This window comes from Bradyrhizobium sp. (genome assembly GCF_035935975.1).
GTDB lineage: Bacteria > Pseudomonadota > Alphaproteobacteria > Rhizobiales > Xanthobacteraceae > Bradyrhizobium.
This window is the reverse complement of sequence record NZ_DASYWN010000009.1, coordinates 80,033-103,692: the sequence shown is the minus strand read 5'-3', so window position 1 is coordinate 103,692 and position 23,660 is coordinate 80,033. Positions and strand designations below refer to the sequence as shown.

The window sequence follows — 23,660 nt, the reverse complement described above, 5'->3', positions numbered from 1 at the left end:
CGAAATGGTTGAATTCGCACTTCCGAAGAACTCCAAGATCACCGGCGGCAAGACCTGGCCGAAGCCCGCGGGCGCGACCGAGACGCGCGAATTCCGCGTCTATCGCTGGAATCCGGATGACGGCAAGAATCCGAGCGTCGACACCTATTACGTCGACACCAATGATTGCGGTCCGATGGTGCTGGACGGCCTGATCTGGATCAAGAACCACATCGACCCGTCGCTGACCTTCCGCCGCTCCTGCCGTGAAGGCGTCTGCGGCTCCTGCGCGATGAACATCGACGGCCAGAACACACTGGCCTGCACCCGCTCGATGCACGACGTGAAGGACGGCGCGGTGAAGATCAATCCGCTGCCGCATCAGCCGGTGGTGAAGGATCTGGTTCCCGACCTGACCAATTTCTACGCGCAGTACGCTTCCGTCGAGCCGTGGCTGAAGACGACCTCGCCGACGCCGCAGAAGGAATGGCGCCAGAGCCACGAGGACCGCGAGAAGCTCGACGGCCTCTACGAGTGCATCCTCTGCGCCTGCTGCTCGACCTCCTGCCCGAGCTATTGGTGGAACAGCGACCGCTATCTCGGTCCCGCCGCGCTGCTCCAGGCCAACCGCTGGGTCTCCGATTCGCGGGATGAAGCGACCGGCGAGCGGCTCGACAATCTCGAGGATCCGTTCCGTCTCTATCGCTGCCATACCATCATGAACTGCGCCAAGGCCTGCCCGAAGGGCCTCAACCCGGCCGAAGCCATCGCCGAGCTCAAGCTCAAGATGGTCGAGCGTCAGATCTAGGCCGCGTTCATGCTACGCCCCGGCCGAAACGGCCGGGGCATTCTACGATCTGCGTCAGTTTGAGTAGAATTTGCCGAGACCCGCCCTGCGGGCGAACTCCCCGAATACAACCAAAGATTACTGTTACAAGCCGCTTCCTTCCCGGCGGGAAATTCAAGTAAGCTTCCGGCCGGGGGACCGGGAGCGACTGTGCAGGGCGCGCAACGCAACTCGCTGAGACTGCTGCAGTGGATGATGGCTGCATCCCTGGCGCTTCCGGTTGCGCTGTTCGTCTTCGCCTCCACGACCTCCTACACCTCGATACAAGAGACCGCCGACCGCGAGATCGAGCGCACGCTCGACGTCGCGCATGAACACGCGCTCAAAGTGTTCGAGACCATCGACCGGAGCCTCGCCGAGATCAACGAGGTGGTGCGCGGGCTTCCCGACGACGTCATCCGCGCGCGCGAGCCGGCGCTGCACCGGCGCCTGAAGCGCCTCACCGATTCGCTGCCGCAGCTCAAATCGGCCTGGATCTTCGATGCGAACGGCCAATCGCTGGTCAACAGCCTCGCATCGCCGCCGCCGGAACAGAGCTTTGCCGACCGAGACTATTTCGCTGCCCATATCGACCACGACGTCGGAAGCTTCATCGGCGCCTCGCTGACGCCGCGCCCACCCTATCAGGGTGCGCGCTTCTTCGGCGTGAGCCGGCGCCGCGAGACCGACGACGGCAGCTTCATCGGCGTGATCCAGGCCTCGGTCCTGCCGGAATATTTCGAGAGCTTCTACGCCAGGATCGGCACCGATCCCGGCAGCTTCTTCGCGATGGGACGCGCCGACGGCGTGCTGATCGCCCATTTCCCGCGGGCGGACCGCGATCTGCGGCTCGATCCGAACGGACCGGTTGGGCGCGAGATCGCCGCTCACCCGGACCACGGCCTCATCACCGTCGCCTGGCCGTCGGACGGGATCGAGCGGCGCATCGGCTATCGGCGCGTTGCCGAGTATCCGATCTATGTCAGCGCCGGGCTGGAGACCTCGGCGATCCGCGCGCGCTGGTACGCGACCATCGGCCAGCATCTGGTGTTCGGTGTGCCCGCCACCGCGCTGCTGTTCGTGCTGCTGGCGTTAGCGTTCCGGCGCGCCCAGCATCTGCAGGCCGAGGCCGCCAAGCAGCGCGAGGCCGAGGAGGCGCTCAAGCACAGCCAGCGGCTGGAGGCGCTCGGACAGCTCACCGGCGGCGTCGCGCATGACTTCAACAATCTGCTGACGGTGATCCGTGCCTCGGTCGACCTCTTGAACCGGCCGCAGCTCACGGAGGAACGGCGGCAGCGCTACATCACCGCGATCGCCGATGCGGTCGCGCGCGCAGCGAAACTGACCTCGCAGCTGCTCGCCTTCGCGCGGCGACAGCCGCTGAAGCCCGAGGTGTTCGACGTCGGCGAGCGCGTGCAGTCGCTGCACGACATGCTCGCGACGCTGCTGGGCTCGGCGATCGAGATCAGCATGCGCCTGCCGGGCGAGCCGTGCCTCGTCAATGCCGATGCCAGCCAGTTCGAGACCGCGCTGATCAACATGGCGACCAATGCGCGCGATGCCATGCAGGGCAAGGGCCGGATCACCTTTGCCGTTGAGCCCGCAACGACCGTCCCCGACACGCTCGCGCATCTCTCCGGCAGCCACGGTTTCGTCAGCATCGGCGTCAGCGACACCGGCATCGGCATTCCCGCCGCGCGGCTCGGTCGCATCTTCGAGCCGTTCTTCACGACAAAGCAGGTCGGCCAGGGCACCGGACTCGGCCTGTCGCAGGTGTTCGGCTTCGCGCGGCAATCGGGCGGCGAGGTGACGGTGACGAGCGAGGTCGGCCATGGCAGCACCTTCTCGCTCTATCTGCCGCGGGTGCCGCCGGATCTGCTGCCGCAGCGGCAGGCCCCGAACACGGCGCCGGCGGAGGCCGGCAGCGGCATGTCGGTGCTGGTGGTCGAGGACAACATCGAGCTTGCCAATTTCGCGGCCGACGGCCTCACCGAGCTCGGCTACAGCATCACGCTGGTCGACAATGCCAGCGATGCGCTGGCCGAGCTGGTCGTGGATTCCGATCGCTTCGATGTCGTGTTCTCCGACGTGGTGATGCCCGGCATGACCGGGCTCGATCTGGCGCTGGCGATCCGCGAGCGCGATATCGGCGTGCCCGTGGTGCTGACCAGCGGCTATAGCGAAGCCCTGTCGCAGGACGGCGTCGCTGGCTTCGACCTCGTGCAAAAGCCCTATTCCATTGAGGAATTGTCGCGGGTGCTGCACAAGGCGGCGCGGCTGCGCCGGGTCCGAAACGGCGCCGCGGAGTGAGCGACGCGCCGGAACCGAAGGGAACCGGCTGATTTCCTTCGCGTTGTCCGCGCATGAGCAAGCCGGCCGCAAAGCGCGAGGGGGCGAAGAAGCCGCCCATTGTCGAGATCAAGGGCGAGAACGGCGACGAGGTCGCGCCGCCGCCACCGGAGGTGCTCGAGCCCGATTCAGACCTCTCGCCCGAGGAGATCGAACAGGCCCGCAAGGACTATCTGCTGACGCGGTTCTGGATCAGCGCGCGCGGCTTCTGGGGCGGCAGCGGCGACCGCCTCGCCTGGCCGTTTTCGATCGGCCTCGTCGTGCTGATCGTCCTCACCGTCGGCTTCCAATACGGCATCAATGTCTGGAATCGCGCGATCTTCGACGCCATCGAGAAGCGCGATGCCAGCACCGTCTTCCACCTCACGGCGGTGTTCTTCCCGCTCGCGATCGGCAGCATCGTGCTGGGCGTCGCGCAGGTGTTCGCGCGGATGGGCATCCAGCGACGCTGGCGTGCCTGGCTGACCAACAGCGTGCTGACGCGCTGGCTCAAGAACGGACGCTACTACCAGCTCAACCTCGTCGGCGGCGATCACAAGAATCCGGAATACCGCATCGCCGAGGATCTGCGCATCGCGACCGATTCGCCGGTCGATTTCCTTGCCGGCGTCACCTCGGCGCTGCTGTCGGCCGCGACCTTCATCGTCGTGCTCTGGACCATCGGCGGCGCCCTCACCGTCACGATCAGTGGCTCCGCCGTCACCATTCCCGGCTTCCTCGTCATCGCGGCGATCCTCTATGCATTGATCGCCTCCGGCTCGATCCTGGTGATCGGCCGCCAGTTCGTGCAGGTCTCCGAGGACAAGAACCAGGCCGAGGCCGATTTCCGCTACACGTTGACGCGCGTGCGCGAGAACGGCGAGAGCATCGCGCTGCTCGGCGGCGAGGAGGAAGAGCGCGGCGGCATCGATCGCAATTTCACCAGCGTGCTGCGGCAATGGGCCCGGCTCGCGGGCCAGCACATGCGCACCACGCTGGTATCGCAGGGATCGAGCCTCGTTGCGCCCGTGGTCCCGCTCCTGCTCTGCGCGCCCAAATTCCTCGACGGCAGCATGACGCTCGGGCAGGTGATGCAGGCGGCCTCCGCCTTCACCATCGTGCAGAGCGCATTCGGCTGGCTGGTCGACAATTATCCGCGGCTCGCCGACTGGAACGCCTGCGCGCGCCGCATCGCCTCGCTGATGATGTCGCTCGACGGTCTCGAGCGCGCCGAGGAGGGCGACGGCCTCGGCCGCATCAAGCGCGGCGAGACCAGCAACGAGACGATGCTGGAGCTGAACGATCTCTCGGTCACGCTCGACGACGGCACCGCCGTGGTCGGCGAGACCGAGGTGGCGATCGAGCCCGGCGAACGGCTGCTCGTCGCCGGCGAATCCGGCACCGGCAAGAGCACGCTGGTGCGCGCCATCGCAGGGCTGTGGCCCTGGGGCGGCGGCAGCGTCAATTTCCATCCCGACCGACGGCTGTTCATGCTGCCGCAGCGGCCTTACGTGCCTTCCGGCTCGCTGCGTCGTGCCGTCGCCTATCCCGGCGCGGCCGAGAACTGGAGCGAGGACGAGATCGGCGAAGCCCTGCACAAAGTCGGTCTCGATCATCTCAAGGAGAAGATCGAGGAGGAAGGACCGTGGGACCAGACGCTGTCAGGCGGCGAGAAACAGCGCCTCGCCTTCGCGCGGCTGCTGCTGCACAACCCCGACATCGTCGTGCTCGATGAAGCGACCTCCGCGCTCGACGAGAAGAGCCAGGACAAGATGATGCAGATGGTCACCGACGAGCTGCCGAAGGCGACCATCGTCAGCGTCGCGCACCGCGTCGAGCTGGAAGCATTCCACAGCCGCAAGATCGTGCTGGAGCGCCGCAAGGGCGGCGCCAAGCTCGTCAGCGACATCGACCTGATCCCGCGCAAGGGCAAGCGCAAGCTGCTCGGCCGCTTCCTGCGCCAGCGCAAGGCGCCGCCGAAGAAGGCGGCGTGAGGCCCGTAGCCCGGATGGAGCGCAGCGTAATCCGGGACAATCTCTCCGCACGGCAAGAACCCCGGATTTCGCTGCGCTCCATCCGGGCTACGGATCTCCCGTGAAGTTTGGAGTCCTCATCAAAACCGGCTATGCATGCGCCGCCTATAACGAGGACCGCCTGCTTGACGCCCGACAACGCCTCATCGACCGCGCCGTTCGGCGCGTTTGCGCCGAATGCCGCGCAGGCCGCGATCATTCGCCTCACGCAGCAGTCGGGGCTGAAGCGCGGCGCATTCCGTCCATGGATGTCGCGGCTGGTCAATCTGCTGCGCGGCGGCCCGATCGACGTGCAATACCAGGGCGCCTCGTTCCGGCTCTATCACCAGGGCAGCGCGACCGAGCGTGGCGCGCTGTTCAATCCCGACTACAATCTCGACGAGCTCGACTTCCTGCGCCAGCACACGCCGGCGGGTGGTACCTTCGTCGACGTCGGCGCGAACGTCGGCACTTTCGCGCTGGTGATGGCGCGGCAGGTAGGGGCATCCGGCAAGGTGGTCGCGATCGAGCCGCACCCGATCACATTCGGACGGCTCGCGTTCAATCACGCCGCATCGAAAGCAACGCAGGTGCGCCTGGTGCAGGCTGCCGCCGGCGACAGCGACGGCGAGCTGATGATCGAGAGCGGCGGCGGCAATCTCGGCGCTACGCATGTCGTCACCGGCGCTGCGAGCGCGGAGGCGATCAAGGTCCCGTCGCTGCGCCTGACGCGCATCCTTGAAGAAGCCAGCGTCACGCAAGTCAATTCGCTCAAGATCGACGTCGAGGGCTTTGAGGACCGCGTGCTGATCGGCTTCTTCCGCGACGCGCCGCAAACGCTGTGGCCGCGCGCGGTGGTGATCGAGCATCTGTCACAAAACGAATGGCAGCAGGATTGTATCGCTGACATGGTCGCGCGCGGTTTTGCGATCGTGCGCAAGACCCGGAGCAATACGTTCCTGTCGCGCTGACGACGAACCACGGAGGTTACGATGATCGATCATTTGGGCTTGTCCGTCTCCGATTATGAGCGCGCGAAAACGTTCTACGCCAAGGCACTGGCGCCGCTTGATTACAGCCTGATCATGGAAGTGACGGAAGAGCAGACCGGTCACGCCGCAGCCGCCGGCTTCGGCGCCGGCGGCAAGCCGGATTTCTGGATCGATGGAAAAGGCGCGATGAACAAGCCGGTGCACGTCGCGATTCTCGCCAAGGATCGCGCCACGGTCGATGCCTTCTACAAGGCGGCGATGGCAGCCGGCGGTCGCGACAACGGCGCGCCCGGCATCCGCCCGCATTATCATGCGAACTACTACGGCGCGTTCGTGCTCGATCCTGACGGCCACAACATCGAGGCGGTCTGCCACACGCCGGAATAGGGCAAGACGACGAGGAACATCGGCGCGGCATCATCGTTGTCGTTCTCCAGAGAACTGATCTCGATGATGCCGCAGCCGATCGAACCGCCCGAGATTCCACCGGCAACACCGGGGACTCCGACAGAGCCGCCGCCCGGGATTCCGCCGGGCAATCCGCAGCCTGAAATCACGCCGCCGGTGCGCGAGCCCGGCGAATCACCGCGGCCCGACGAGCTGCCCGGCCGCATGCCTGAAGAGATTCCGCCACGCGGACCGAACGGTCCGATCACGCCGAATCCTGCGACGGATTGAGCTCGGCAGCGGGATCACATATGGGGCGAAGCATCACATGTGAGGCGATTGCAACATGCGTCTGAATGCGCAATGAACGTCACCATAGTGAGTTGATTTCGGTGCAGAAATAAATCGAGTCGCGACCGCTTCGCCCGCCACAATCCGGCCTAACGCGTAGCTGTTCATCCCAACACTTCGTCAAAGAACCTTCCGGGGAAGTTGAACCACATGACCAACCTTCGTTTCGTGCTGCTTGCGACAACGGCTCTGACCGCGATGCAATTGGCAACCACCGCATCGCATGCGCAGAGCGCGCCACCGCTCGTGGTCGCGCAAGCCCAGCCAGAATTGGGCCCTGACGGAAAACCGAAGCAGCCGCCGAAGGAAGCGCCAAAGGCGCCGCCGCCCGCTGCGCGTCCGGCCGCACCTCCTCCGCCGCCACCAGCCGCGCCACCGCCTGCGGCGCCTGCACGCCCGACCGCGCCGCCGCCCGCCGCGGCGCCTCCGCATCCTCCCGCTCCGCCGCCGCCCGCGGCCGCGCCGGCGCGCCCGACACCGCCTCCTCCTCCGCCGCCGCCTGCGACGCACGCACCCACGCCGCCCCCGCCGCCGGCTGCTGCTCCGAAGCAACCGTCGCCGCCTCCGGCTGCGGCGCCCCAGCAGCATGCGCCCTCGCCGACTCCGCCACCTCCGGCCGTGCAACAGCACGCGCCGACACCGCCTCCAGCTGCAGCGCCGCCGGCCTCGCGTCCTGCTCCGACGCCACCGGCAGCACCGCCGCCCGCAGCGGCCCCAGCGGCACGTCCGGCGCCGGCACCTTCGGCAGCGCCGGCTCCTTCACCGGCTGCGCCTGCGGCCCGTCCTGGTGCGGCTGCTCCGACCGCAACGCCGCCGGCAACACCTGCACCGGCGACAACACCTGCGCCGACCGCAACACCCGCTCCGGGCGCCGCGCCTGGCACGCCGCCGGCTGGACGCCCCGGTGCACCGCCGCCCGGTGGCGGACGTCCCGGCGCACCTCCGGCTGCAGGATCGCCGGCTCCTGGCGCCGCGCCTGCTCCGACAACCACACCGGCTCCCGGTGGCGCTCCGACGCCGCCGCCCGGCCGTCCCGGCGCGGGACCGGCGCCCGCGCCCGGCGCGGCCCCCGTTGCGACTCCGGCCCCTGGCCAACAGGGTGCAACGCCTCCGGCCGGTGCGCCCACTGCCGGAGCCCCGGCTGCGCCGCCCCAGGCCGGTGGTCCGCCGCCTCGGCCGCCGGCTCCTCCCGCCGGCGCCGCAGCGCCGAGCGTCGTGCCTGGCACGGCGGCCGCAGCACCACCGCCCAACAGGGCGCAATATGCTCCGCCGACGGTTGCTCCGGCTTTCCGCGCAGCGCCCACGATCGCAGCACCGCTGCCGCCGCCGCCGCGTCCGCAGCAGCGTGACCTGACTCCGCTCGCGATCGGCGCGGGCGTGGTGGCCGGCGCCGTGATCGGCGCCACCATCGCCGACATGCACAGCCAGCGACGCGAAGTCGTCGAAGGCGGCCGCACCATCTACAACGAGCCGGACCGCATCATCATCCGCGATCCGGGTGGGCAAGCGTACGTCCGCGGCAACGATCTCTATCGCTTCCGCTACGGCGCCCGCGACATCCGCACCTTCAATGACGGCGGCGATACCCGCACCGTCGTGGTCCGTCCCGATGGCAGCGAGGTGATCACCGTGGTCGGTCCGGACGGCTCGCTGCTACGTCGAATCCGCAGGGATCCGCGCGGGCAAGAGATCGTCATCATCGACAACTCCTATCGCGATCCTCGCGCTGTCGGCGGCTTCTATGTCGACGTGCCGCCACCGGTCGTGAACATCCCCTATGATCGCTACATCGTCGACGCCCAGGAAGCGTCGCCGGACGTGATCTACCAGACCATGGTGGCTCCGCCGGTGCAGCGGATCGATCGGCGCTACTCGCTCGACGAGATCCGCTACTCGCCGAACGTTCGCATGCAGATGCCGAGCATCGACGTCAACACGATCAACTTCGAGACGGGATCGTGGACCATCCCGCCGGACCAGGCGGCCCGGCTGCAGGTGATCGCCGACGGCCTCAACCAGGCGATTCAGCGCAATCCGCGCGAGGTGTTCCTGATCGAGGGGCACACCGACGCGGTCGGCAACGAGGTCGACAATCTATCGCTGTCGGACCGCCGGGCGCAGTCCGCGGCCGAACTGCTCACGCAGCAGTTCAATGTGCCCGCGGAGAACCTGACGTCGCAGGGTTACGGCGAGCAGTACCTGAAGGAGCAGACGCAAGGGCCGAGCCTGATCAACCGGCGCGTCACCGTCCGCCGCATCACGCCGCTGCTCAACGGCGGGACGGCCTCGCTGCCGCCGCCCCCGCCCGGCACCACGCCGCCGCGCTGAGGCGACACGCACGAAAGCAAATGGCCGGGAGCGATCCCGGCCATTTTTGTTTTTGGAGTTCGTAGCCCGGATGAGCGCAGCGACATCCGGGGATATCTATCTACTTGGCGAGAAAGTCCCGGATATCGCTGCGCTCATCCGGGCTACGACGACGTCAATCAGCCCTTGTCGCTCTCCAGCCGGAAGATCTGCGAGCCTTCGGTGCCCGACAGCAGGCCGGTCTTCGAATAGAGACCGAGCTTGGTGCGCGTGTCCGCGATGTCGAGATTGCGCATGGTGAGCTGGCCGATGCGGTCCGCGGGCGTGAAGGCGGCGTCCTCGACCTTCTCCATGCTGAGCCGCTCCGGCGCATAGGTGAGGTTCGGGCTCTCGGTGTTGAGGATCGAATAGTCGTTGCCGCGGCGCAGCTCGAGCGTGACCTCGCCGGTGACGGCGCGCGCGACCCAGCGCTGCGCGGTCTCGCGCAGCATCAGGGCCTGCGAGTCGAACCAACGGCCTTGGTAGAGCAGACGACCCAAGCGCATGCCGCTGATGCGGTACTGCTCGATGGTGTCCTCGTTGTGGATGCCGGTGACGAGACGCTCATAGGCGATGTGCAGCAGCGCCATGCCGGGCGCCTCGTAGATGCCGCGGCTCTTGGCCTCGATGATGCGGTTCTCGATCTGGTCGCTCATGCCGAGGCCGTGGCGGCCGCCGATGGCGTTGGCTTCGAGGAACAGCGCGACGGGATCGGAGAAGGTCTGGCCGTTCAGCGCGACCGGCTGACCTTCCTCGAAACGCACCACGACCTTCTCTGCCTTGACGGCGCAGTCCTCGCGCCAGAACGGCACGCCCATGATCGGGTTGACGATCTTGATGCCGCTGTCGAGGCTTTCGAGATCCTTGGCCTCGTGCGTGGCGCCGAGCAGATTGCTGTCGGTCGAATACGCCTTCTCGGCGCTCATCTTGTAGGCAAAGCCCTGCGCCGTCATGAACGCCGACATCTCGGCGCGGCCGCCGAGCTCGTCGATGAACTGCTGGTCGAGCCAGGGCTTGTAGATGCGCAAGCCCGGATTGGTCAGCAGGCCGTAGCGGTAGAAGCGCTCGATGTCGTTGCCCTTGAAGGTCGAGCCGTCGCCCCAGATGTTGACGCCGTCCTCCTTCATCGCCGCGACCAGCATCGTGCCGGTGACCGCGCGCCCGAGCGGCGTGGTGTTGAAATAGGTGATGCCGCCGGTCGAGATGTGGAAGGCGCCCGACTGGATCGCGGCGATACCTTCGTGGACGAGCTGCGTGCGGCAATCGACCAGCACGGCCTTCTCGGCGCCGAACGCTTCCGCCTTGCGCGGGATCTCGTTGTAATCGGCCTCGTCCGGCTGGCCGAGATTGGCGGTATAGGCGTAGCAGCGCGCGCCCTTCTGCTTCATCCAGAGCAGCGCCGCGCTGGTGTCGAGACCGCCCGAAAAAGCGATGCCGACTTTCTCACCCTTGGGGAGGCTTTTCAGGATCGTGGTCATGGCGCTTCCAATCGGGTCTCAAGGGGCTGATATGAGGGCGAACTTGACCGGGCGAATATCAAATTTCGCCGGGCTGGGCACGCATTTAATGGCTCAAACCGAGGGTTCGGCGCTCGTCTTGCGGCCGAACAGGCGCTGGCGGAGCCGGTAGCCGGGCATGTTCAGCCGGGTCAGGGCGGCATCGACCGCCTCGTCCGAGAACCGGGTCCGCGGCCAGCGGTAGATCATCGCGTAGGCGAACCAGATCACGACGAAGGTGACGAGGCCGGCGATCGATACGTCGGTGAAGAAGTGGCCGCCAAAGGCCATCCGCAGCCCGCTGGTGACGGCGCCGAAGATGACCGCGCCGGCATAGGCCAGCGGCCGCCATGCCGGCGGGGCCAGCGCGGCCGGCGCCAGCGTCCAGAACGCGGTCGCGCCCTCGCCCGAGAAGAACGAGCAGTTGCGCGCGCAGTCGCCGCGCGGATCCCACCACGGCACGAAGTGCTGCTCGCCGGCGAACTGCGTCACCACCACCGGCCGCGGCCGGCCCCAATAGGTCTTGAAGGTGAGGTTGGTGAGAATACCGGCCGACAGGATGATGGTCGCAAGCAGGAACACGATCGCGCGCCCCGACACCATCAAGGGACGGTCGGGCCGGATCATCTTGACCACGAGCGCGACCAGCGACGGCAGCACGAAAGCCCAGGAGACCCACATCGCGGCGTCACGCGCAAAACCTGCCCAGCCGTTCAACTTGACCGGAAACGTCCTGGTCTCGGGGTCGAAGAACAGCGAGGCCAGCTTGAGATCGAGCTCGGGATAGAGCCCGAAAACGACGCCGATCACGAGCCACAGCGCCAGGGCGATGAAGAGTCCAGTCCGGTTCATGGCGCGCGGTTTAGCGGAGTAGAGAGCGGATGAAAACCCTATCACTGCGCATCCGGCCGCGAGTTCAACGGCAGCGGCGGAGGCGGCTTGCGTGGGGGCGGCGGGATGCGCCAGGCGCCGGCGTTGCGGCCGGCGATCAACCAGTAGACGACGCCGGCGACGATGCCCGCGCCGGTCATGATCTCCAAATGACGCCGCACGATGCCTTCGAACTGCAGCGTGTCGGAATGGAAGGGGACGAGGCCGAGATAGCAGGCGAGCCCGACGAGGCCGCCGCCGACGGCATAGGCCAGCGCGCTGCGGATGTAGAGCGCCTCGGTGATGGCGACGATCACGGCGGCCGGAACCAGCGCGAAGCCCGAGACGAAGATGAAGCCGAAGCCGAGCAGGATGTCGATCGCGCCCTGATCGACGGGACCGGCGCCGAGATCGGAAAACTCCGGAAACAGCAACGCGCCGACGACGATCATGCCGCCGACGAAGCAGGCGGCGAGAAAGCCGATGAAGACGACGATGAGGCGGCCGATCAGGGACATGGTGTCACTCTCGCCGTCATTGCGAGGAGCCACCCGGTCCCGCCTCCGGCGGGCCGGATGACAGGCTCCGCGACGAAGCAATCCAGACTGCCGCCGCGGAAACACTCTGGATTGTTTCGCTGCGCTCGCAATGACGAGGATGCGAGAGTGCGGGCACTCATCCTCAATCCGTCATCGCCATGGCGCGCAGTGCCTGGCGCTCGCGTGCACTGAGCTTTTCCGTCTCCGACTTGAGCTGGCCGCAGGCGGCGAGGATGTCGCGGCCGCGCGGGGTGCGCACCGGCGAGGAATAGCCGGCGTTGAAGATGTATTCGGAGAACTTTTCGATCTGGTCCCAGTCCGAGCATTCATAGGCCGTACCGGGCCAGGGATTGAACGGGATCAGATTGATTTTTGCGTGAATGCCCTTGAGCAGCTTCACCAGCAGCTTGGCATCGTCGAGTGAATCGTTGACGCCCTTGAGCATCACATATTCGAAGGTGATGCGGCGCGCGTTGGAGGCGCCGGGATAGTCGCGGCAGGCCTGCAGCAGCTCCTTGATCGGATATTTGCGGTTAAGCGGAACGAGCTCGTTGCGCAGCTCGTCGCGCACCGCATGCAGCGAGATCGCGAGCATGACGCCGATCTCCTCGCCGGCGCGCACGATGTTCGGCACCACGCCCGAGGTCGAGAGCGTGATGCGGCGGCGGGAGATGCCGATGCCTTCATTGTCGCCGACGATCAACAGCGCATCGCGCACCGCGTCGAAATTGTAGAGCGGCTCGCCCATGCCCATCATCACGATGTTGGTGACGCGGCGCGTGCCGTCCTCGCGATCGGCCCAGTCATTCAGACGATCGCGCGCGACCATGATCTGGCCGACGATCTCGCCGGCGGTGAGGTTGCGCACCAGGCGTTGTGTGCCGGTGTGGCAGAACGAGCAGTTCAGCGTGCAGCCGACCTGCGAGGAGACGCAGAGCGTGCCGCGATCGGTCTCGGGGATGTAGACGCACTCGACTTCATGCGCCTTCTCGACATTGTCGCCGCTCGGCAGACGCAGCAGCCATTTGCGGGTGCCGTCATTGGAGATCTGCTCGGCCACGACTTCGGGACGGTCGACGGTGAAGTGCTGGGCGAGCTCGGCGCGAATGCCCTTCGAGATCGAGGTCATGTCGTCGAAGCTCTGGGCGCCGCGGAAATAGAGCCAGTGCCAGAGCTGCTGCACGCGCATCTTGCGCTGCGCAGGCGCGACGCCGATCTCGCCGAGGCGGTCCGCCAGCTCGGTGCGCGACAGGCCGATCAGCGAAGGCCTGGCCGGCGGCACGTAGGTTTCGAGCGGAGTCTTCTCCACCAGGATTGCGTCGCGCGGCTCGGTCGTCGGTTGCATCATTGGGCCTGATTGTTTGGTCGTTCCGGGGCAACGCGAAGCGTCGAACCCGGAACCTCGAGATTCCGGGTCTGGTCCTTCGGACCATCCCGGAATGACGGAAAAACTCGGAACCGGCCTTATATAGCAACCGGAATTGCCGATTGCGACCGTGATACCACCCGCAGGCTTAACGTCTTCAGCCTTAGCGCCTGCAATCCTGCGCGATCTTGTCGAGCGCCTGGGCGAGGCCTTTCAGCGAGAACGTGTCGGTCGTCTCCGTGCCCTTGGCCGAAACGCCCTTGACCACGAGATCGGCGGATTTGCGCATGGCTTCCACCATCCGCTCCTCCTCGGCCGCGTTCTTGATCCAGAGGCCGTCGCCCTGCGTGTACATTGCAAAGGCGGCGCCGCCGACCTCGACCGAGGATTCCGAGCCCGGCTTCAGCGCGTAACCGATCATGACCGAGACTTCGTTACTCACCTTCTCAGCCGGCCGGGTCGAGACGAAGGCATAGGCGGGATCGCGCGGCCGATTCGGCGGATTGGTCTTCGATGACGAGGGCTTGGCCAGCGCGAAGCAGACCTTCTTGCCGTTGGGCGTCGCCGAATAGGCGCCCCAGGTGCCGAACTGGCCGATCAGGGTCGGCTCGGCGCCGCCCGCAACCGCCGCAGCCGGGCCCGTCGGCTTGCTCTCGGGCTTTGCGGCCGTCTTTGCTGCCGGTGCAGCGGCTTTCGGTGCAGCTTTCGGCGCTGGTTGCGCGGTCTGAGCCCGCGCGGAATCGGTGATTCCCCACGCCGCCACGCCAGTCATCAAAGCCAAAGATAGCACCCGCCACATGGTGGAGTGGTTCCCTCAATATTGTGACTGGAAGATGGCCCGGTCGCGCTTTGTCCCCCGGCAGGGATAACCGGGAAAGTCCAATTTGGGAAGGCAGTTAGCGGGTCAGCCTTTGGATCGTGCGGCGCGCTGATCGGCCCATTGCGCCTCGGTCCAGCCGAGCAGGTCCTCGGCGCCGGAACTGCGCAAATGCGCGCCACCGTCGATCACCACCATCTCGCCATTGATGTAGCCGGCGTGGTCGGAGACCAGGAAGCTGGCGAGATCGGCAAGCTCGCTGTGTTCCCCGGTGCGGCCCATCGGGTTGCGCGCGGTCCAGCCTTCGTCGCGTCCCTCGGGGCGGAGCTGCCCCGACGCGCCGGCGGTCGGGAACGGGCCCGGCGCGATCGCGACGGTGCGGATGCCCTTCGGACCCCATTCCACGGCGAGGCTCTTGGTCATCGCCAGCACCGCCGATTTCGCCATCGCGGAGGGAACGGTGAAGGCGCGGCCGGTGATGGTCGAGGTCGAGAGGATCGAGAGCACGACGCCGCCATGCTTGCCGTCGATCCAGCGCTTGCCGGCGGCAAGCGTGCAATACATCGCGCCATGCAATGTCGGCGCGAGGATCGCGTCGGCTGCGCGGAAAGAGAGGTGTTCGCTCTGCGCGATGAAGGTCGCGGCAGCATTGTTGACGAGGATGTCGAGCGGCGCCTCGCGCCAGATCGCGTCCATCATGCCGTCGACGCCGGCGCCATCACGGATGTCGCAGGCGATGGTTGTAACCTTGCCGCCGGTCTGCGCGCGCATCTCGCTCGCCGTTGCGTCCAGCCGGTCGAGCTTGCGGCCGCAGATCACGAGCTCGGCGCCGAGCGCGAGGAAGCGGCGTCCCATCGCGGCACCGAGGCCCGAGCCGCCGCCGGTGACGAGGATGCGCTTGCCCTTGAGCAGACCCGTTTCAAACATCGTTTGAATCCTTTCACTTCCGTCATTGCGAGCCACCGGGTCCGCGCGAAGCGCGGCCCGATGACAAGCTCCGCGAAGCGATCCAGAGTCCGTCCGGCGGAAATAGTCTGGATTGCTTCGCTTCGCTCGCAATGACGAGGATAGGCCAGTGCGCTCCTCAGACAAAGAATCCTGATTGTAGGGTCGCCCCAAATCCGGCAAAACCGGGCCAACTATAATTCCGTCCTGAAACGCCAAGTGCTCTCGAGAAGGTGCCGCCATGAAAGCCATCCTCTGCTCGCAATATTGCCAGCCCGACGATCTCGTGCTCGCCGATGTGCCGGATCCGGTGGCGGGTCCCGGCGAAGCCGTGATCGCGATCAAGGCGGCGGCGCTGAACTTCTTCGACATCCTGATGATTCAGGGCAAGTACCAGATCAAGCCGCCGTTCCCGTTCTCGCCGGCCGCGGAAGTCGCGGGCGTGATCGAAAGCATCGGCGCCGGCGTCACCGATTTGAAAGTCGGTGATCGCGTCGTCGCCTCCTGCGGCCATAACGGCGCGCGCGAGAAGATCGCGCTGCCGGCGGCATCGATCGTCAAGATTCCCGACAATCTCGATTACGACCGCGCTGCCGGCATCATCATCATCTACGGCACCGCGCTGCATGCGCTGGAAGATCGCGCCAGCCCGAAGCCGGGCGAGACGCTCGCGGTGCTCGGCGCCGCCGGCGGCACCGGCCTTGCCGCCTGCGAACTCGGCAAGCTGATGGGGCTGAAGGTGATCGCCTGCGCCTCGTCGGACGAGAAGCTCGAATTCGCCAAGGCGCATGGTGCCGAGCTGACGCTGAACTATGGCAAGGAAGATCTGAAGGAAGGCCTGCGCAAGCTCACCAGCGGCAAGGGCGTCGACATCATCTTCGATCCCGTGGGTGGCGCGTATGCCGAGCAGGCGCTGCGCTCGATCGCCTGGGAAGGCCGCTTCCTCGTGATCGGCTTTGCCGCCGGCGACATTCCGAAGATGCCGCTGAACCTCGCACTGTTGAAGGGCTGCGATATCCGCGGCGTGTTCTGGGGCGCCTGGACCCGACTCAATCCGGCGAAGAACCGCGCCAATCTCGAGAAGCTCGTGAAGTGGACCGCGGAAGGAAAGATTTCATCGCATGTCGACCGCACCTTCCCGCTGGCGCAGACGGCGGATGCACTGAAGGTGCTCGCGGGCCGTCAGGCCATGGGCAAGGTGATCCTGCATCCGTGAGGATGCGACCTCCGCGATCGCCACACGCTCACTGTCGTCGCCCGGCGGGACCGGGCGACCCAGTATTCCAGAGACAGCAGTGATTTAGCCGAGACGCCGCGGCGTACTGAATGCCCCGCCTTCGCGGGGCATGACACTCCTTATGGGACAGGGAGCGTGGCCAACTCGCTCCTCCCGCACCAGGTTGCGCATCGTCCCGCCTGGTAAAATCCTCTCAACCATCGCGGGCAAAATTGCGGTGTATTTCGCCGCTCCGCCGCAATCAAACCTAAATATCTCCAGATTCGCGCAAACCGCCGTCGCTTTTTGGGCTGAATCGGACGGCGATTTACCGGTTCCAGTTTGCGGGGTGCGTCTGGACAACAACAAGAAGACTGAAGCCGGGACGGCCCCTGCGTTGCGTCAGTAAAGGGGAGCATCACCATGGAGACGACGGCATACCGTCCGTCAAGGGAGTCGAGGGCGTTCGACTCCGATCGATCTGCATCACATTCGTCCACCGCGTCCTACATTCGTGCCCGCGCCAGCCGCCTCGATCTTCCACAGGACGATCCGATACCGCTGTTCCTGTCCGACCCGCTGGGGCCGCCGGACCCACGGGAATATGCGCCGCAGGCGTTGCGTTCCAGGACCAAATTCGTCCAGCGCCTTCTGGCTGCCACGCTCGCGATATCCGGCGCGGCGATTTTGGCTGCGGTGTTTCAGTCCGACCTGCGCAGCCTCATTGCGGTCAATGCCAGTAGCTCGGCGGGCGGAGCTCCCGAGCAGGCCATGACGCCGGCCAATCCGCCGGTCACACGACAGACGCCGCTCAAGGATCCCGCCCGCGCGACCGACACGAGGCTCGCGAGCGCCGACCGGCAGGACCTGCCTGCACCGCCGAGCAGCGAGACCATCGCAGCCGCCCACCAGATCGCGCTGCAGGCGCAGATGCCGGCGCCCGTCGCGGCACAGCCCGCACCGCCCGAGCCCGTCCGGACGCTCGACGCCGACACGCTGGCAGGGCTGATGGCGCGCGCAAAAAGCCTGATCGGCGTCGGCGACATCGTCGCGGCGCGCCTGCTGCTCGAACGCGCGGCCAACGCAAAGGATGCAACGGCCGCGCTTCTGCTGGCGCAGACCTACGATCCAGCGGTGCTCGGCACCAGCGATGCGCGCAGCGTCAGCGCCGACGCCGCCGCCGCACGTGACTGGTACCAGCGGGCGGCAAGCCTCGGCTCGGCGGAGGCGCGACAGCGTCTCGCCCGGCTCTCGAATTAGATTTTTTCAGAGGACATCATGCGTAACAGTTTGAGAATGGCGCTTGCCGCCATCATGACCATCTGCGCCTTCGCTGCCCGCGCGGAGCAGACCGAATACGATCCGGCGAAAGTCTCGGACAGTTTGAAGGCGATCTTCCAGTTCGGCTCGAGCTCGACCAAGCAGGCGCTGAACGCCAACACCGTCACGCTGATCACCGGCACGATCGGCGGCACCTATGTGCAATTCGGCGCCGACCTCGCTTCCGTGCTCGACGACGGCAACAGGATCCGCGTGCTGCCGATCGTCGGCCGCGGCTCGGTGCAAAGCGTCGCCGACATCCTGTTCCTGCAAGGCGTCGATCTCGGAATCGTGCGCGCCGACACGCTCGACTATCTCGAGCGCAAGGGCTTTGCCAAGGACATCAAGCGGCAGTTCACCTATGTGACGAAGCTCTACAACGAAGAGATGCAGGTGATCGCGCCGAAATCGATCGCGACGCTGAAAGACCTCGAAGGCAAGACGGTCAGCGTGGACCTGCCGAACGGCGGCACTTTCGTCACCGCGCTCACCGTGTTCGAGCGGCTCGGGATCAAGGCGAAATTCGTCTATGTCGAGCAGCGCATCGCGATGGAGAAGCTGAAGGCCGGCGAGATCGACGCCGTCATCGTGGTCGGCGGCAAGCCGTACAAATCGGTCTCGACCTTCGGCAATGACGGCCGCTTCCACCTCGCCAAGGTCGATTATGCCAAGCCGCTCCAGAGCGACTATCTGCCGGCGACGCTGACCGCGAAGGACTATCCCAACCTGATCAAGGAGGGCGAGAGCGTGGACACGATCGCGGTGCCCGCGGTGCTCGCGGCCTACAACTGGGCGCCCAACACCGAGCGCTATCGCAAGATCGCGCTGTTCGTGGATGCGTTCTTCACGAAATTCCCCGCGCTGCAGAACCCGCCGTTCCATCCGAAGTGGAAGGAGGTCTCGCTCGCCGCGCCGCTGTCCGGCTGGAACAGGCTGCCGGTGGCGCAGCAATGGCTCGACAAGCACGGCGTCGAGCCGGTGACACGCCAGCGCTTCGAGTCGTTCCTGCAACAAAATCCCGCGGCCGCGAAGGTGTCCGACGCGGACAGGGAGACGCTGTTCAAGCAATTCCAGGCGTGGGACGCGGACAAGTCGCGGGTGCAGGTGGAGAAGAAGTAGAGGCTGTCATTGCGGCACATGGTGTCGCAAGGGCATCCACATACTCGCTGTCGTCGCCCGGCTTGACCGGGCGACCCAGTATTCCAGAGACGGCAGTGATTCAGCCGAGACGCCGCGGCGTACTGGATGCCCCGGTCAAGCCGGGGCATGACAGCGGTGGGTTTGGCGGAGTCCGCGTCGGTTACGCCGCTTCGGCATCCACCTCCGCCCCATCCACACCGCGCTTCAACAAGGCACGCGCGGCCTCACGATGCTCGTTCGTGATGTGGCCCGCGACCATGCGGATGGCGGTGGCGAGCACGGCGGCGTCATCGGTGAAGCCGAGGATCGGCATCACGTCGGGAACGAAGTCGAACGGCAGGATGAAATAGGCGATCGCTGCGAGCAGCGAGGCCTGGACATGGCGCGGGGTCTGCCGGTCGAACGCGCAGTAATAGGCAGCGAGCAGATCTTCGGCGAACGGCAGGTGCGCGGCGACGCGCTTCAGCTTGCGCCAGAAGCGGCGGCGCACGCTCTCGCGATCTTCCGCGAGCCGGTCCGCTGGCTCGAAGCCGACGCTGTGTTCGGCTGCCATGTTCGACAAACTCCCCGTTCAGCGAGGGGCGGCCGATGGCCGCATCGCCTGCTGATCACAACATGGGGATGCGGCCGGCCACTGCAAGATGTCAGCCTGATGTCAGCTTGCGATGGCGTTCATCGCCTTGGCCAACTGGATGTCGAGCGCGGTAACGCCGCGGGAATCATGGGTCGACAGCACCACCTCCACGATCTTGTAGACGTTACGCCATTCGGGATGGTGATCCATCTTCTCGGCGACCAGCGCGGCGCGGGTCATGAAGCCGAAGGCCTCGCTGAAATCCTTGAAGACAAAGGTTTTCCCGATCGCGTCACGCCCCTGGACCTCGGTCCAGCCGGGGATACCGCCCAGCGCCTGCTTGCGCGCTTCCGCCGTCAGCCGCTCTGCCATGATGGCCTCCGTTTTCAGGGGAACTTTACCCTAACACCACGCTTACGGTTCGGATCCATACGGGATTTCGTCCCTCCGCTAACCATGACGGAGATGTAACCCCGCCGGACAAGAAATTTGCTACAATTGCCGGCGTAAATCGCCGGCCAAGATGAAGCTGAGCCTGAAACGCCTGTATGGGAGATCGATGACCGGGGGTCTGGACCTGGCCGAGGCGCCCACTCCTCCTTCGCCGCGATCAGCGGCGCGGAAGACGGCGCTCGTGTCTCTGGCACTGGTCCTGGCGATCGTCGGTGCGCTGGTCGGCGGCTATTACTTTGCCATGCGGCCGGTGTTCCTGAAGGTGGCGGTCGGTCCCGCCAACAGCGACGATGTCAAGGTCGTGCAGACGCTGACCCAGGCCTTCGCGCAACACAAGAGCTACGTACGGCTGCGTCCGATCCAGACCGACGGAGCCACCGCCAGCGCCGAGGCGCTCGCGGAAGGCAAGGTCGATCTCGCCATCGTGCGCGGCGACGTCGACGTACCGAAAAACGCGCAAGCGGTGGCGACCCTGCGCAAGAACGTCGTGGTGCTGTGGTCGGTCCCCGGCAAGGGCAAGAAGCGTGGCGCGAAGATCACCAAGATCGCGCAGCTCGCCGGCCATCGCGTCGGCGTCGTCGGCCGCACCCAGGCCAACGTCAATCTGCTCAAGGTGATCCTGCAGCAATATGGCGTCGATCCCGCCAAGGTCGAGATCGTGCAGTACCCGGCCAACGAGGCCGCGGAGGCAATCAAGGCCCAGAAGGCCGACGCCTATCTCGCGGCCGGCCCCGTCAACAGCAAGATCACGGCGGATGCGATCGCCGCCTCGACCAAGGATGCCGGCGCGCCGACCTTCCTCGCGATCGATTCCGCCGATGCGATTGCGCAAAACCATCCGGTCTATGAAGCGTCCGAGATCCCCGCCGGTACCTTCGGCGGCTCGCCGGATCGTCCCGACGACGAGGTCAAAACCATCAGCTTCTCGCACCATATCGTGGCGCGCAGAGGCTTGTCTGAGACGACCGTCGCGGCATTCACGCGCCAGCTCTTTTCCGTGCGCCAGCAATTGGTGACGGAATTCCCGCTGGCGGCGAAGATCGAGACGCCCGATACCGACAAGGACGCGGTGATTCCGGTGCATCCGGGCGCGGCCGCCTTCGTCGACGGCGAGGAAAAGACCTTCCTCGACAAATACAGCGATTACATCTGGTGGAGTCTGATGGCGCTGTCCGCCATGGGCTCGATCGGCGCGTGGTTCGCCGGCTACCTGAAGAAAGACGAGCGCGACAACAACAGCCATCTGCGCGACCGTCTGTTCGACATGATTGCGGCGGCGCGCAAGAGCGAGACGACCGAGGAGCTCGACCAGATGCAGACGGAGGCCGACGAGATCCTGCGCGATACGCTGCGCTGCTTCGATCACGGCGCCATCGAAGAGGGCGGACTCACCGCCATCAACATCGTGCTCGAGCAGTTCCACGCGGCGGTCGCCGACCGCAAGACCGTGCTGTTCAGCATGCCGCAGAGCCTGCAGCGCACCGGCGCGCAATTCAGGGCGGCCGGCAACGCCTGAACGCTTGCGCGCGTAATTGCTGCGTCACATTGTCTCAATATAGGTCCAACGTCATTCCGGAGCGATGCGTCAGCATCGAATCCGGAATCTCGAGATTCCGGGTCTGGTGCTGGCGCACCATCCCGGAATGACGGCGCAGATGCGCGCAAGACAGCTAGCCAGCGAGCCAGCCCATGAAGATCAAATTCTCCCGCCGCCGCTTCCTCACCACCAGCGCGGGCGCGCTGGGCGCGATCGCGATGCCCCACCTCTCGCGCGCGGCCGACAGGCCGGCGGTCACCCATGGCGTGCAGTCGGGCGACGTCACCGTCGACGGCGGCGTGGTGTGGGCGCGCGCGGACCGGCCGGCGCAGATGCTGGTCGAGGTCGCGACGACCGAGTCGTTCAAGAACGCCCGTGCGCTGCCGCCGATCGCGGCGCTGCCGGAAAGCGATTTTACGGCAAAGATGCTGCTCGAAAATCTTCCCGGCGGCCAGGACATCTTCTATCGGGTGCGCTTCCGCGATCTCTCGCATGCCGCGATCGAGGGCGAATCCGTGGTCGGCCGCTTCCGCACCGCGCCGGCCGATCGCCGCGACGTCAGCTTCGTCTGGGGCGGCGACGTCGCAGGCCAGGGCTGGGGCATCAATCCCGATGACGGCGGCATGCTCACCTTCTCCGCGATGCGCAAGCATCGTCCGGATTTCTTCCTGCATTCCGGCGACACCATCTACGCCGACGGTCCGATCGAATCCGAGGTCAAGCTCGCCGACGGCAAGATCTGGAAGAACGTCACCATCCCTGAAAAGGCCAAGGTCGCGGAGACGCTCGACGAGTACCGCGCCGCGCACAAATACAATTTCACCGACGAGAACGTCCGCGCCTTCAATGCCGAAGTGCCGATCTTCGTACAGTGGGACGACCATGAGGTGACCAACAACTGGTCGCTGTCGAAAGATCTGCCGGCGTCCTACAAGGTCCGCGACATCTCGCTGCTCGCAGCCCGCGCCGGCCGCGCCTTCCACGAGATGTATCCGATGCGCGAGAGCATCGTCGAGCCGGGCCGGGTCTATCGCCAGATTTCCTATGGCCCGCATCTCGACGTGTTCGTGCTCGACGAGCGCAGCTATCGCGGCCCGAACGGCGCCAATCTCGAAACGGAATACGGCCCCGCCAGCTACTTCCTCGGCCCGGACCAGATCGCCTGGCTCAAGCGCGGCCTGCTCAATTCGCGCGCGACCTGGAAGGTGATCGCCTCCGACATGCCGCTCAGTCTCGTCGTGCCGGACACGCCGAAGGGCGGCTCGGAAGCCATTGCGCAAGGCGACGGTCCGGTGCGCGGCCGCGAGTTCGAGATCGCCGACATCCTGCGCTTCATCAAGATGGCGCCGATCAGCAATACGGTGTGGCTGACCGCGGACGTGCACTACGCCGCCGCGCATTATTACGATCCCAACAAGGCGCAATTCCAGGAGTTCGAACCGTTCTGGGAATTCGTGTCGGGCCCGCTGCACGCGGGCACGTTCGGCCCGAACGCGCTCGACAACACGTTCGGACCCGAGGTGCGCTTCGTCAAGGCGCCGGGCAAGGACAGCCAGAACCTGCCGCCATCCGCCGGCATGCAGTTCTTCGGCCACGTCAAGATCGACGGCGCCTCCGGCCAGATGACGGTGACCCTGCGCGACCGCGCCGACGTCGCGCTGTGGTCGACCACGCTCGATCCGAAACTCTCATGAGCTGACGCAGGCGCGCTTCAGTCGCCGCGCGCCTGCACTGCCGCCTCCAGCGCATCGCTGGAGCACGGCTTCTGCAGCCGCGGACGCGCGGCAAATTGCGGGGGAATGCTGGTTTCCGCGCCGTAGCCGGTGACGAAGACGAAGGGAATCTCCAGCGCGGCGAGCCGCTCGGCGATCGCAAAGCTCTTCTCGCGGATCAGCTCGACATCGAGCAGCGCGAAGTCGGGCGCGCGTGCCGTGATCGCCTGCAACGCCTGCGCCACCGAACCCACGGTGCGCACGCTCGTCACGCCAAAACCGAGCAGGCGATCCTCGAAATCAATGGCGATGATCGGATCGTCCTCGACGATCAGAACATCGGCAGGGACGTCGGCTGAACCTTCCGGAGAAGCAGGTATCATGATCCTGGGTGCTATCGAGGGCTGCATGTTTTTACCGATCTGGACAGCCTCATGCCGACGCCTGCGCCCAG

21 protein-coding genes are annotated in these 23,660 nt (G+C 65.9%); 12 read left to right on the top strand and 9 right to left on the bottom strand.

What is annotated here, in order from left to right; translation table 11 throughout:
* Positions 1 to 4 precede the first annotated feature (4 nt).
* The 7 genes from VGR99_RS03680 to VGR99_RS03650 all read left to right on the top strand — a co-directional run bounded on the left by VGR99_RS03680 (position 5) and on the right by VGR99_RS03650 (position 9,203).
* Positions 5 to 787 carry a succinate dehydrogenase iron-sulfur subunit gene (locus VGR99_RS03680; protein ID WP_212303218.1) on the top strand — a complete coding sequence of 261 codons (783 nt, stop codon included), beginning with the start codon at positions 5 to 7 and terminating at the stop codon, positions 785 to 787.
* Between the two features lie 189 nt (positions 788 to 976).
* The gene (locus tag VGR99_RS03675) at positions 977 to 3,115 is read left to right on the top strand and encodes an ATP-binding protein (RefSeq protein ID WP_326896940.1); all 2,139 of its coding nucleotides are present in this window, start codon (positions 977 to 979) and stop codon (positions 3,113 to 3,115) included.
* Positions 3,116 to 3,168: 53 nt separating this feature from the next.
* Positions 3,169 to 5,127, top strand: a complete 1,959-nt coding sequence (locus tag VGR99_RS03670) for an ABC transporter ATP-binding protein/permease (RefSeq protein WP_326896939.1) — start codon at positions 3,169 to 3,171, stop codon at positions 5,125 to 5,127.
* Between the two features lie 164 nt (positions 5,128 to 5,291).
* Complete coding sequence (locus tag VGR99_RS03665; RefSeq protein WP_326896938.1) at positions 5,292 to 6,116, top strand: FkbM family methyltransferase; 825 nt, start codon at positions 5,292 to 5,294, stop codon at positions 6,114 to 6,116.
* A gap of 21 nt (positions 6,117 to 6,137) precedes the next feature.
* Positions 6,138 to 6,524 (top strand): VOC family protein, encoded by a 387-nt coding sequence (locus tag VGR99_RS03660; protein WP_326896937.1) that lies wholly within the window; start codon positions 6,138 to 6,140, stop codon positions 6,522 to 6,524.
* 63 nt (positions 6,525 to 6,587) lie between these two features.
* The gene (locus VGR99_RS03655) at positions 6,588 to 6,815 is read left to right on the top strand and encodes a hypothetical protein (protein WP_326896953.1); all 228 of its coding nucleotides are present in this window, start codon (positions 6,588 to 6,590) and stop codon (positions 6,813 to 6,815) included.
* Between the two features lie 210 nt (positions 6,816 to 7,025).
* A complete protein-coding gene (locus VGR99_RS03650) occupies positions 7,026 to 9,203 on the top strand; it encodes an OmpA family protein (protein WP_326896936.1) in 2,178 nt (725 codons plus the stop codon).
* Between the two features lie 158 nt (positions 9,204 to 9,361).
* On the opposite strand, the gene argG is transcribed toward VGR99_RS03650, so the two are convergent.
* The 6 genes from argG to VGR99_RS03620 form a co-directional block, all read right to left on the bottom strand.
* Positions 9,362 to 10,699 carry an argininosuccinate synthase gene (gene argG / locus VGR99_RS03645; RefSeq protein WP_326896935.1) on the bottom strand — a complete coding sequence of 446 codons (1,338 nt, stop codon included), beginning with the start codon at positions 10,697 to 10,699 and terminating at the stop codon, positions 9,362 to 9,364.
* A gap of 93 nt (positions 10,700 to 10,792) precedes the next feature.
* The gene (locus VGR99_RS03640) at positions 10,793 to 11,569 is read right to left on the bottom strand and encodes a phosphatase PAP2 family protein (protein ID WP_326896934.1); all 777 of its coding nucleotides are present in this window, start codon (positions 11,567 to 11,569) and stop codon (positions 10,793 to 10,795) included.
* Positions 11,570 to 11,610: 41 nt separating this feature from the next.
* A complete protein-coding gene (locus tag VGR99_RS03635) occupies positions 11,611 to 12,105 on the bottom strand; it encodes a hypothetical protein (protein WP_326896933.1) in 495 nt (164 codons plus the stop codon).
* A gap of 163 nt (positions 12,106 to 12,268) precedes the next feature.
* Entirely contained in the window at positions 12,269 to 13,471 is a 1,203-nt protein-coding gene (rlmN, locus tag VGR99_RS03630) for a 23S rRNA (adenine(2503)-C(2))-methyltransferase RlmN (RefSeq protein WP_326896952.1), read from the bottom strand.
* A gap of 184 nt (positions 13,472 to 13,655) precedes the next feature.
* Positions 13,656 to 14,291, bottom strand: coding sequence for an invasion associated locus B family protein (locus VGR99_RS03625; RefSeq protein WP_326896932.1), 636 nt, complete (start codon positions 14,289 to 14,291; stop codon positions 13,656 to 13,658).
* Positions 14,292 to 14,396: 105 nt separating this feature from the next.
* Entirely contained in the window at positions 14,397 to 15,236 is an 840-nt protein-coding gene (locus VGR99_RS03620) for an SDR family oxidoreductase (RefSeq protein ID WP_326896931.1), read from the bottom strand.
* 259 nt (positions 15,237 to 15,495) lie between these two features.
* Here VGR99_RS03620 and VGR99_RS03615 point away from each other — a divergent pair, with 259 nt between their 5' ends.
* The 3 genes from VGR99_RS03615 (at position 15,496) to VGR99_RS03605 (ending at position 18,909) form a co-directional block, all read left to right on the top strand.
* Positions 15,496 to 16,470: an NADPH:quinone oxidoreductase family protein gene (locus VGR99_RS03615; protein ID WP_326896930.1), complete on the top strand. Its 975-nt coding sequence runs from the start codon at positions 15,496 to 15,498 to the stop codon at positions 16,468 to 16,470.
* Positions 16,471 to 16,893: 423 nt separating this feature from the next.
* Positions 16,894 to 17,730 carry a hypothetical protein gene (locus VGR99_RS03610; protein WP_326896929.1) on the top strand — a complete coding sequence of 279 codons (837 nt, stop codon included), beginning with the start codon at positions 16,894 to 16,896 and terminating at the stop codon, positions 17,728 to 17,730.
* Between the two features lie 18 nt (positions 17,731 to 17,748).
* Positions 17,749 to 18,909 (top strand): TAXI family TRAP transporter solute-binding subunit, encoded by a 1,161-nt coding sequence (locus VGR99_RS03605; RefSeq protein WP_326896928.1) that lies wholly within the window; start codon positions 17,749 to 17,751, stop codon positions 18,907 to 18,909.
* A gap of 181 nt (positions 18,910 to 19,090) precedes the next feature.
* Here the strand turns inward: VGR99_RS03605 and VGR99_RS03600 are convergent, their stop codons facing one another.
* Positions 19,091 to 19,483 carry a YkvA family protein gene (locus VGR99_RS03600; RefSeq protein ID WP_326896927.1) on the bottom strand — a complete coding sequence of 131 codons (393 nt, stop codon included), beginning with the start codon at positions 19,481 to 19,483 and terminating at the stop codon, positions 19,091 to 19,093.
* Positions 19,484 to 19,585: 102 nt separating this feature from the next.
* Positions 19,586 to 19,876, bottom strand: coding sequence for a 4a-hydroxytetrahydrobiopterin dehydratase (locus VGR99_RS03595; protein ID WP_326896926.1), 291 nt, complete (start codon positions 19,874 to 19,876; stop codon positions 19,586 to 19,588).
* 151 nt (positions 19,877 to 20,027) lie between these two features.
* Here VGR99_RS03595 and VGR99_RS03590 point away from each other — a divergent pair, with 151 nt between their 5' ends.
* Entirely contained in the window at positions 20,028 to 21,473 is a 1,446-nt protein-coding gene (locus VGR99_RS03590; RefSeq protein WP_326896925.1) for a TAXI family TRAP transporter solute-binding subunit, read from the top strand.
* Between the two features lie 173 nt (positions 21,474 to 21,646).
* Positions 21,647 to 23,188, top strand: coding sequence for an alkaline phosphatase D family protein (locus VGR99_RS03585; protein ID WP_326896924.1), 1,542 nt, complete (start codon positions 21,647 to 21,649; stop codon positions 23,186 to 23,188).
* A gap of 17 nt (positions 23,189 to 23,205) precedes the next feature.
* Here VGR99_RS03585 and VGR99_RS03580 read toward each other — a convergent pair whose 3' ends face one another.
* A complete protein-coding gene (locus VGR99_RS03580; protein WP_326896923.1) occupies positions 23,206 to 23,589 on the bottom strand; it encodes a response regulator in 384 nt (127 codons plus the stop codon).
* Positions 23,590 to 23,660: the final 71 nt, after the last annotated feature.

Bases quoted from the DNA above. Each gene is read 5' to 3' on its own strand.
- VGR99_RS03680 (WP_212303218.1), top strand. From the start codon at position 5: ATGGTTGAATTCGCACTTCCGAAGAACTCCAAGATCACCGGCGGCAAG.
- VGR99_RS03670 (WP_326896939.1), top strand. From the start codon at position 3,169: ATGAGCAAGCCGGCCGCAAAGCGCGAGGGGGCGAAGAAGCCGCCCATT.
- VGR99_RS03660 (WP_326896937.1), top strand. From the start codon at position 6,138: ATGATCGATCATTTGGGCTTGTCCGTCTCCGATTATGAGCGCGCGAAA.
- VGR99_RS03655 (WP_326896953.1), top strand. From the start codon at position 6,588: ATGATGCCGCAGCCGATCGAACCGCCCGAGATTCCACCGGCAACACCG.
- VGR99_RS03650 (WP_326896936.1), top strand. From the start codon at position 7,026: ATGACCAACCTTCGTTTCGTGCTGCTTGCGACAACGGCTCTGACCGCG.
- argG (WP_326896935.1), bottom strand. From the start codon at position 10,699: ATGACCACGATCCTGAAAAGCCTCCCCAAGGGTGAGAAAGTCGGCATC.
- VGR99_RS03640 (WP_326896934.1), bottom strand. From the start codon at position 11,569: ATGAACCGGACTGGACTCTTCATCGCCCTGGCGCTGTGGCTCGTGATC.
- VGR99_RS03635 (WP_326896933.1), bottom strand. From the start codon at position 12,105: ATGTCCCTGATCGGCCGCCTCATCGTCGTCTTCATCGGCTTTCTCGCC.
- rlmN (WP_326896952.1), bottom strand. From the start codon at position 13,471: ATGCAACCGACGACCGAGCCGCGCGACGCAATCCTGGTGGAGAAGACT.
- VGR99_RS03625 (WP_326896932.1), bottom strand. From the start codon at position 14,291: ATGTGGCGGGTGCTATCTTTGGCTTTGATGACTGGCGTGGCGGCGTGG.
- VGR99_RS03620 (WP_326896931.1), bottom strand. From the start codon at position 15,236: ATGTTTGAAACGGGTCTGCTCAAGGGCAAGCGCATCCTCGTCACCGGC.
- VGR99_RS03615 (WP_326896930.1), top strand. From the start codon at position 15,496: ATGAAAGCCATCCTCTGCTCGCAATATTGCCAGCCCGACGATCTCGTG.
- VGR99_RS03610 (WP_326896929.1), top strand. From the start codon at position 16,894: ATGGAGACGACGGCATACCGTCCGTCAAGGGAGTCGAGGGCGTTCGAC.
- VGR99_RS03605 (WP_326896928.1), top strand. From the start codon at position 17,749: ATGCGTAACAGTTTGAGAATGGCGCTTGCCGCCATCATGACCATCTGC.
- VGR99_RS03600 (WP_326896927.1), bottom strand. From the start codon at position 19,483: ATGGCAGCCGAACACAGCGTCGGCTTCGAGCCAGCGGACCGGCTCGCG.
- VGR99_RS03595 (WP_326896926.1), bottom strand. From the start codon at position 19,876: ATGGCAGAGCGGCTGACGGCGGAAGCGCGCAAGCAGGCGCTGGGCGGT.
- VGR99_RS03590 (WP_326896925.1), top strand. From the start codon at position 20,028: ATGAAGCTGAGCCTGAAACGCCTGTATGGGAGATCGATGACCGGGGGT.
- VGR99_RS03585 (WP_326896924.1), top strand. From the start codon at position 21,647: ATGAAGATCAAATTCTCCCGCCGCCGCTTCCTCACCACCAGCGCGGGC.
- VGR99_RS03580 (WP_326896923.1), bottom strand. From the start codon at position 23,589: ATGATACCTGCTTCTCCGGAAGGTTCAGCCGACGTCCCTGCCGATGTT.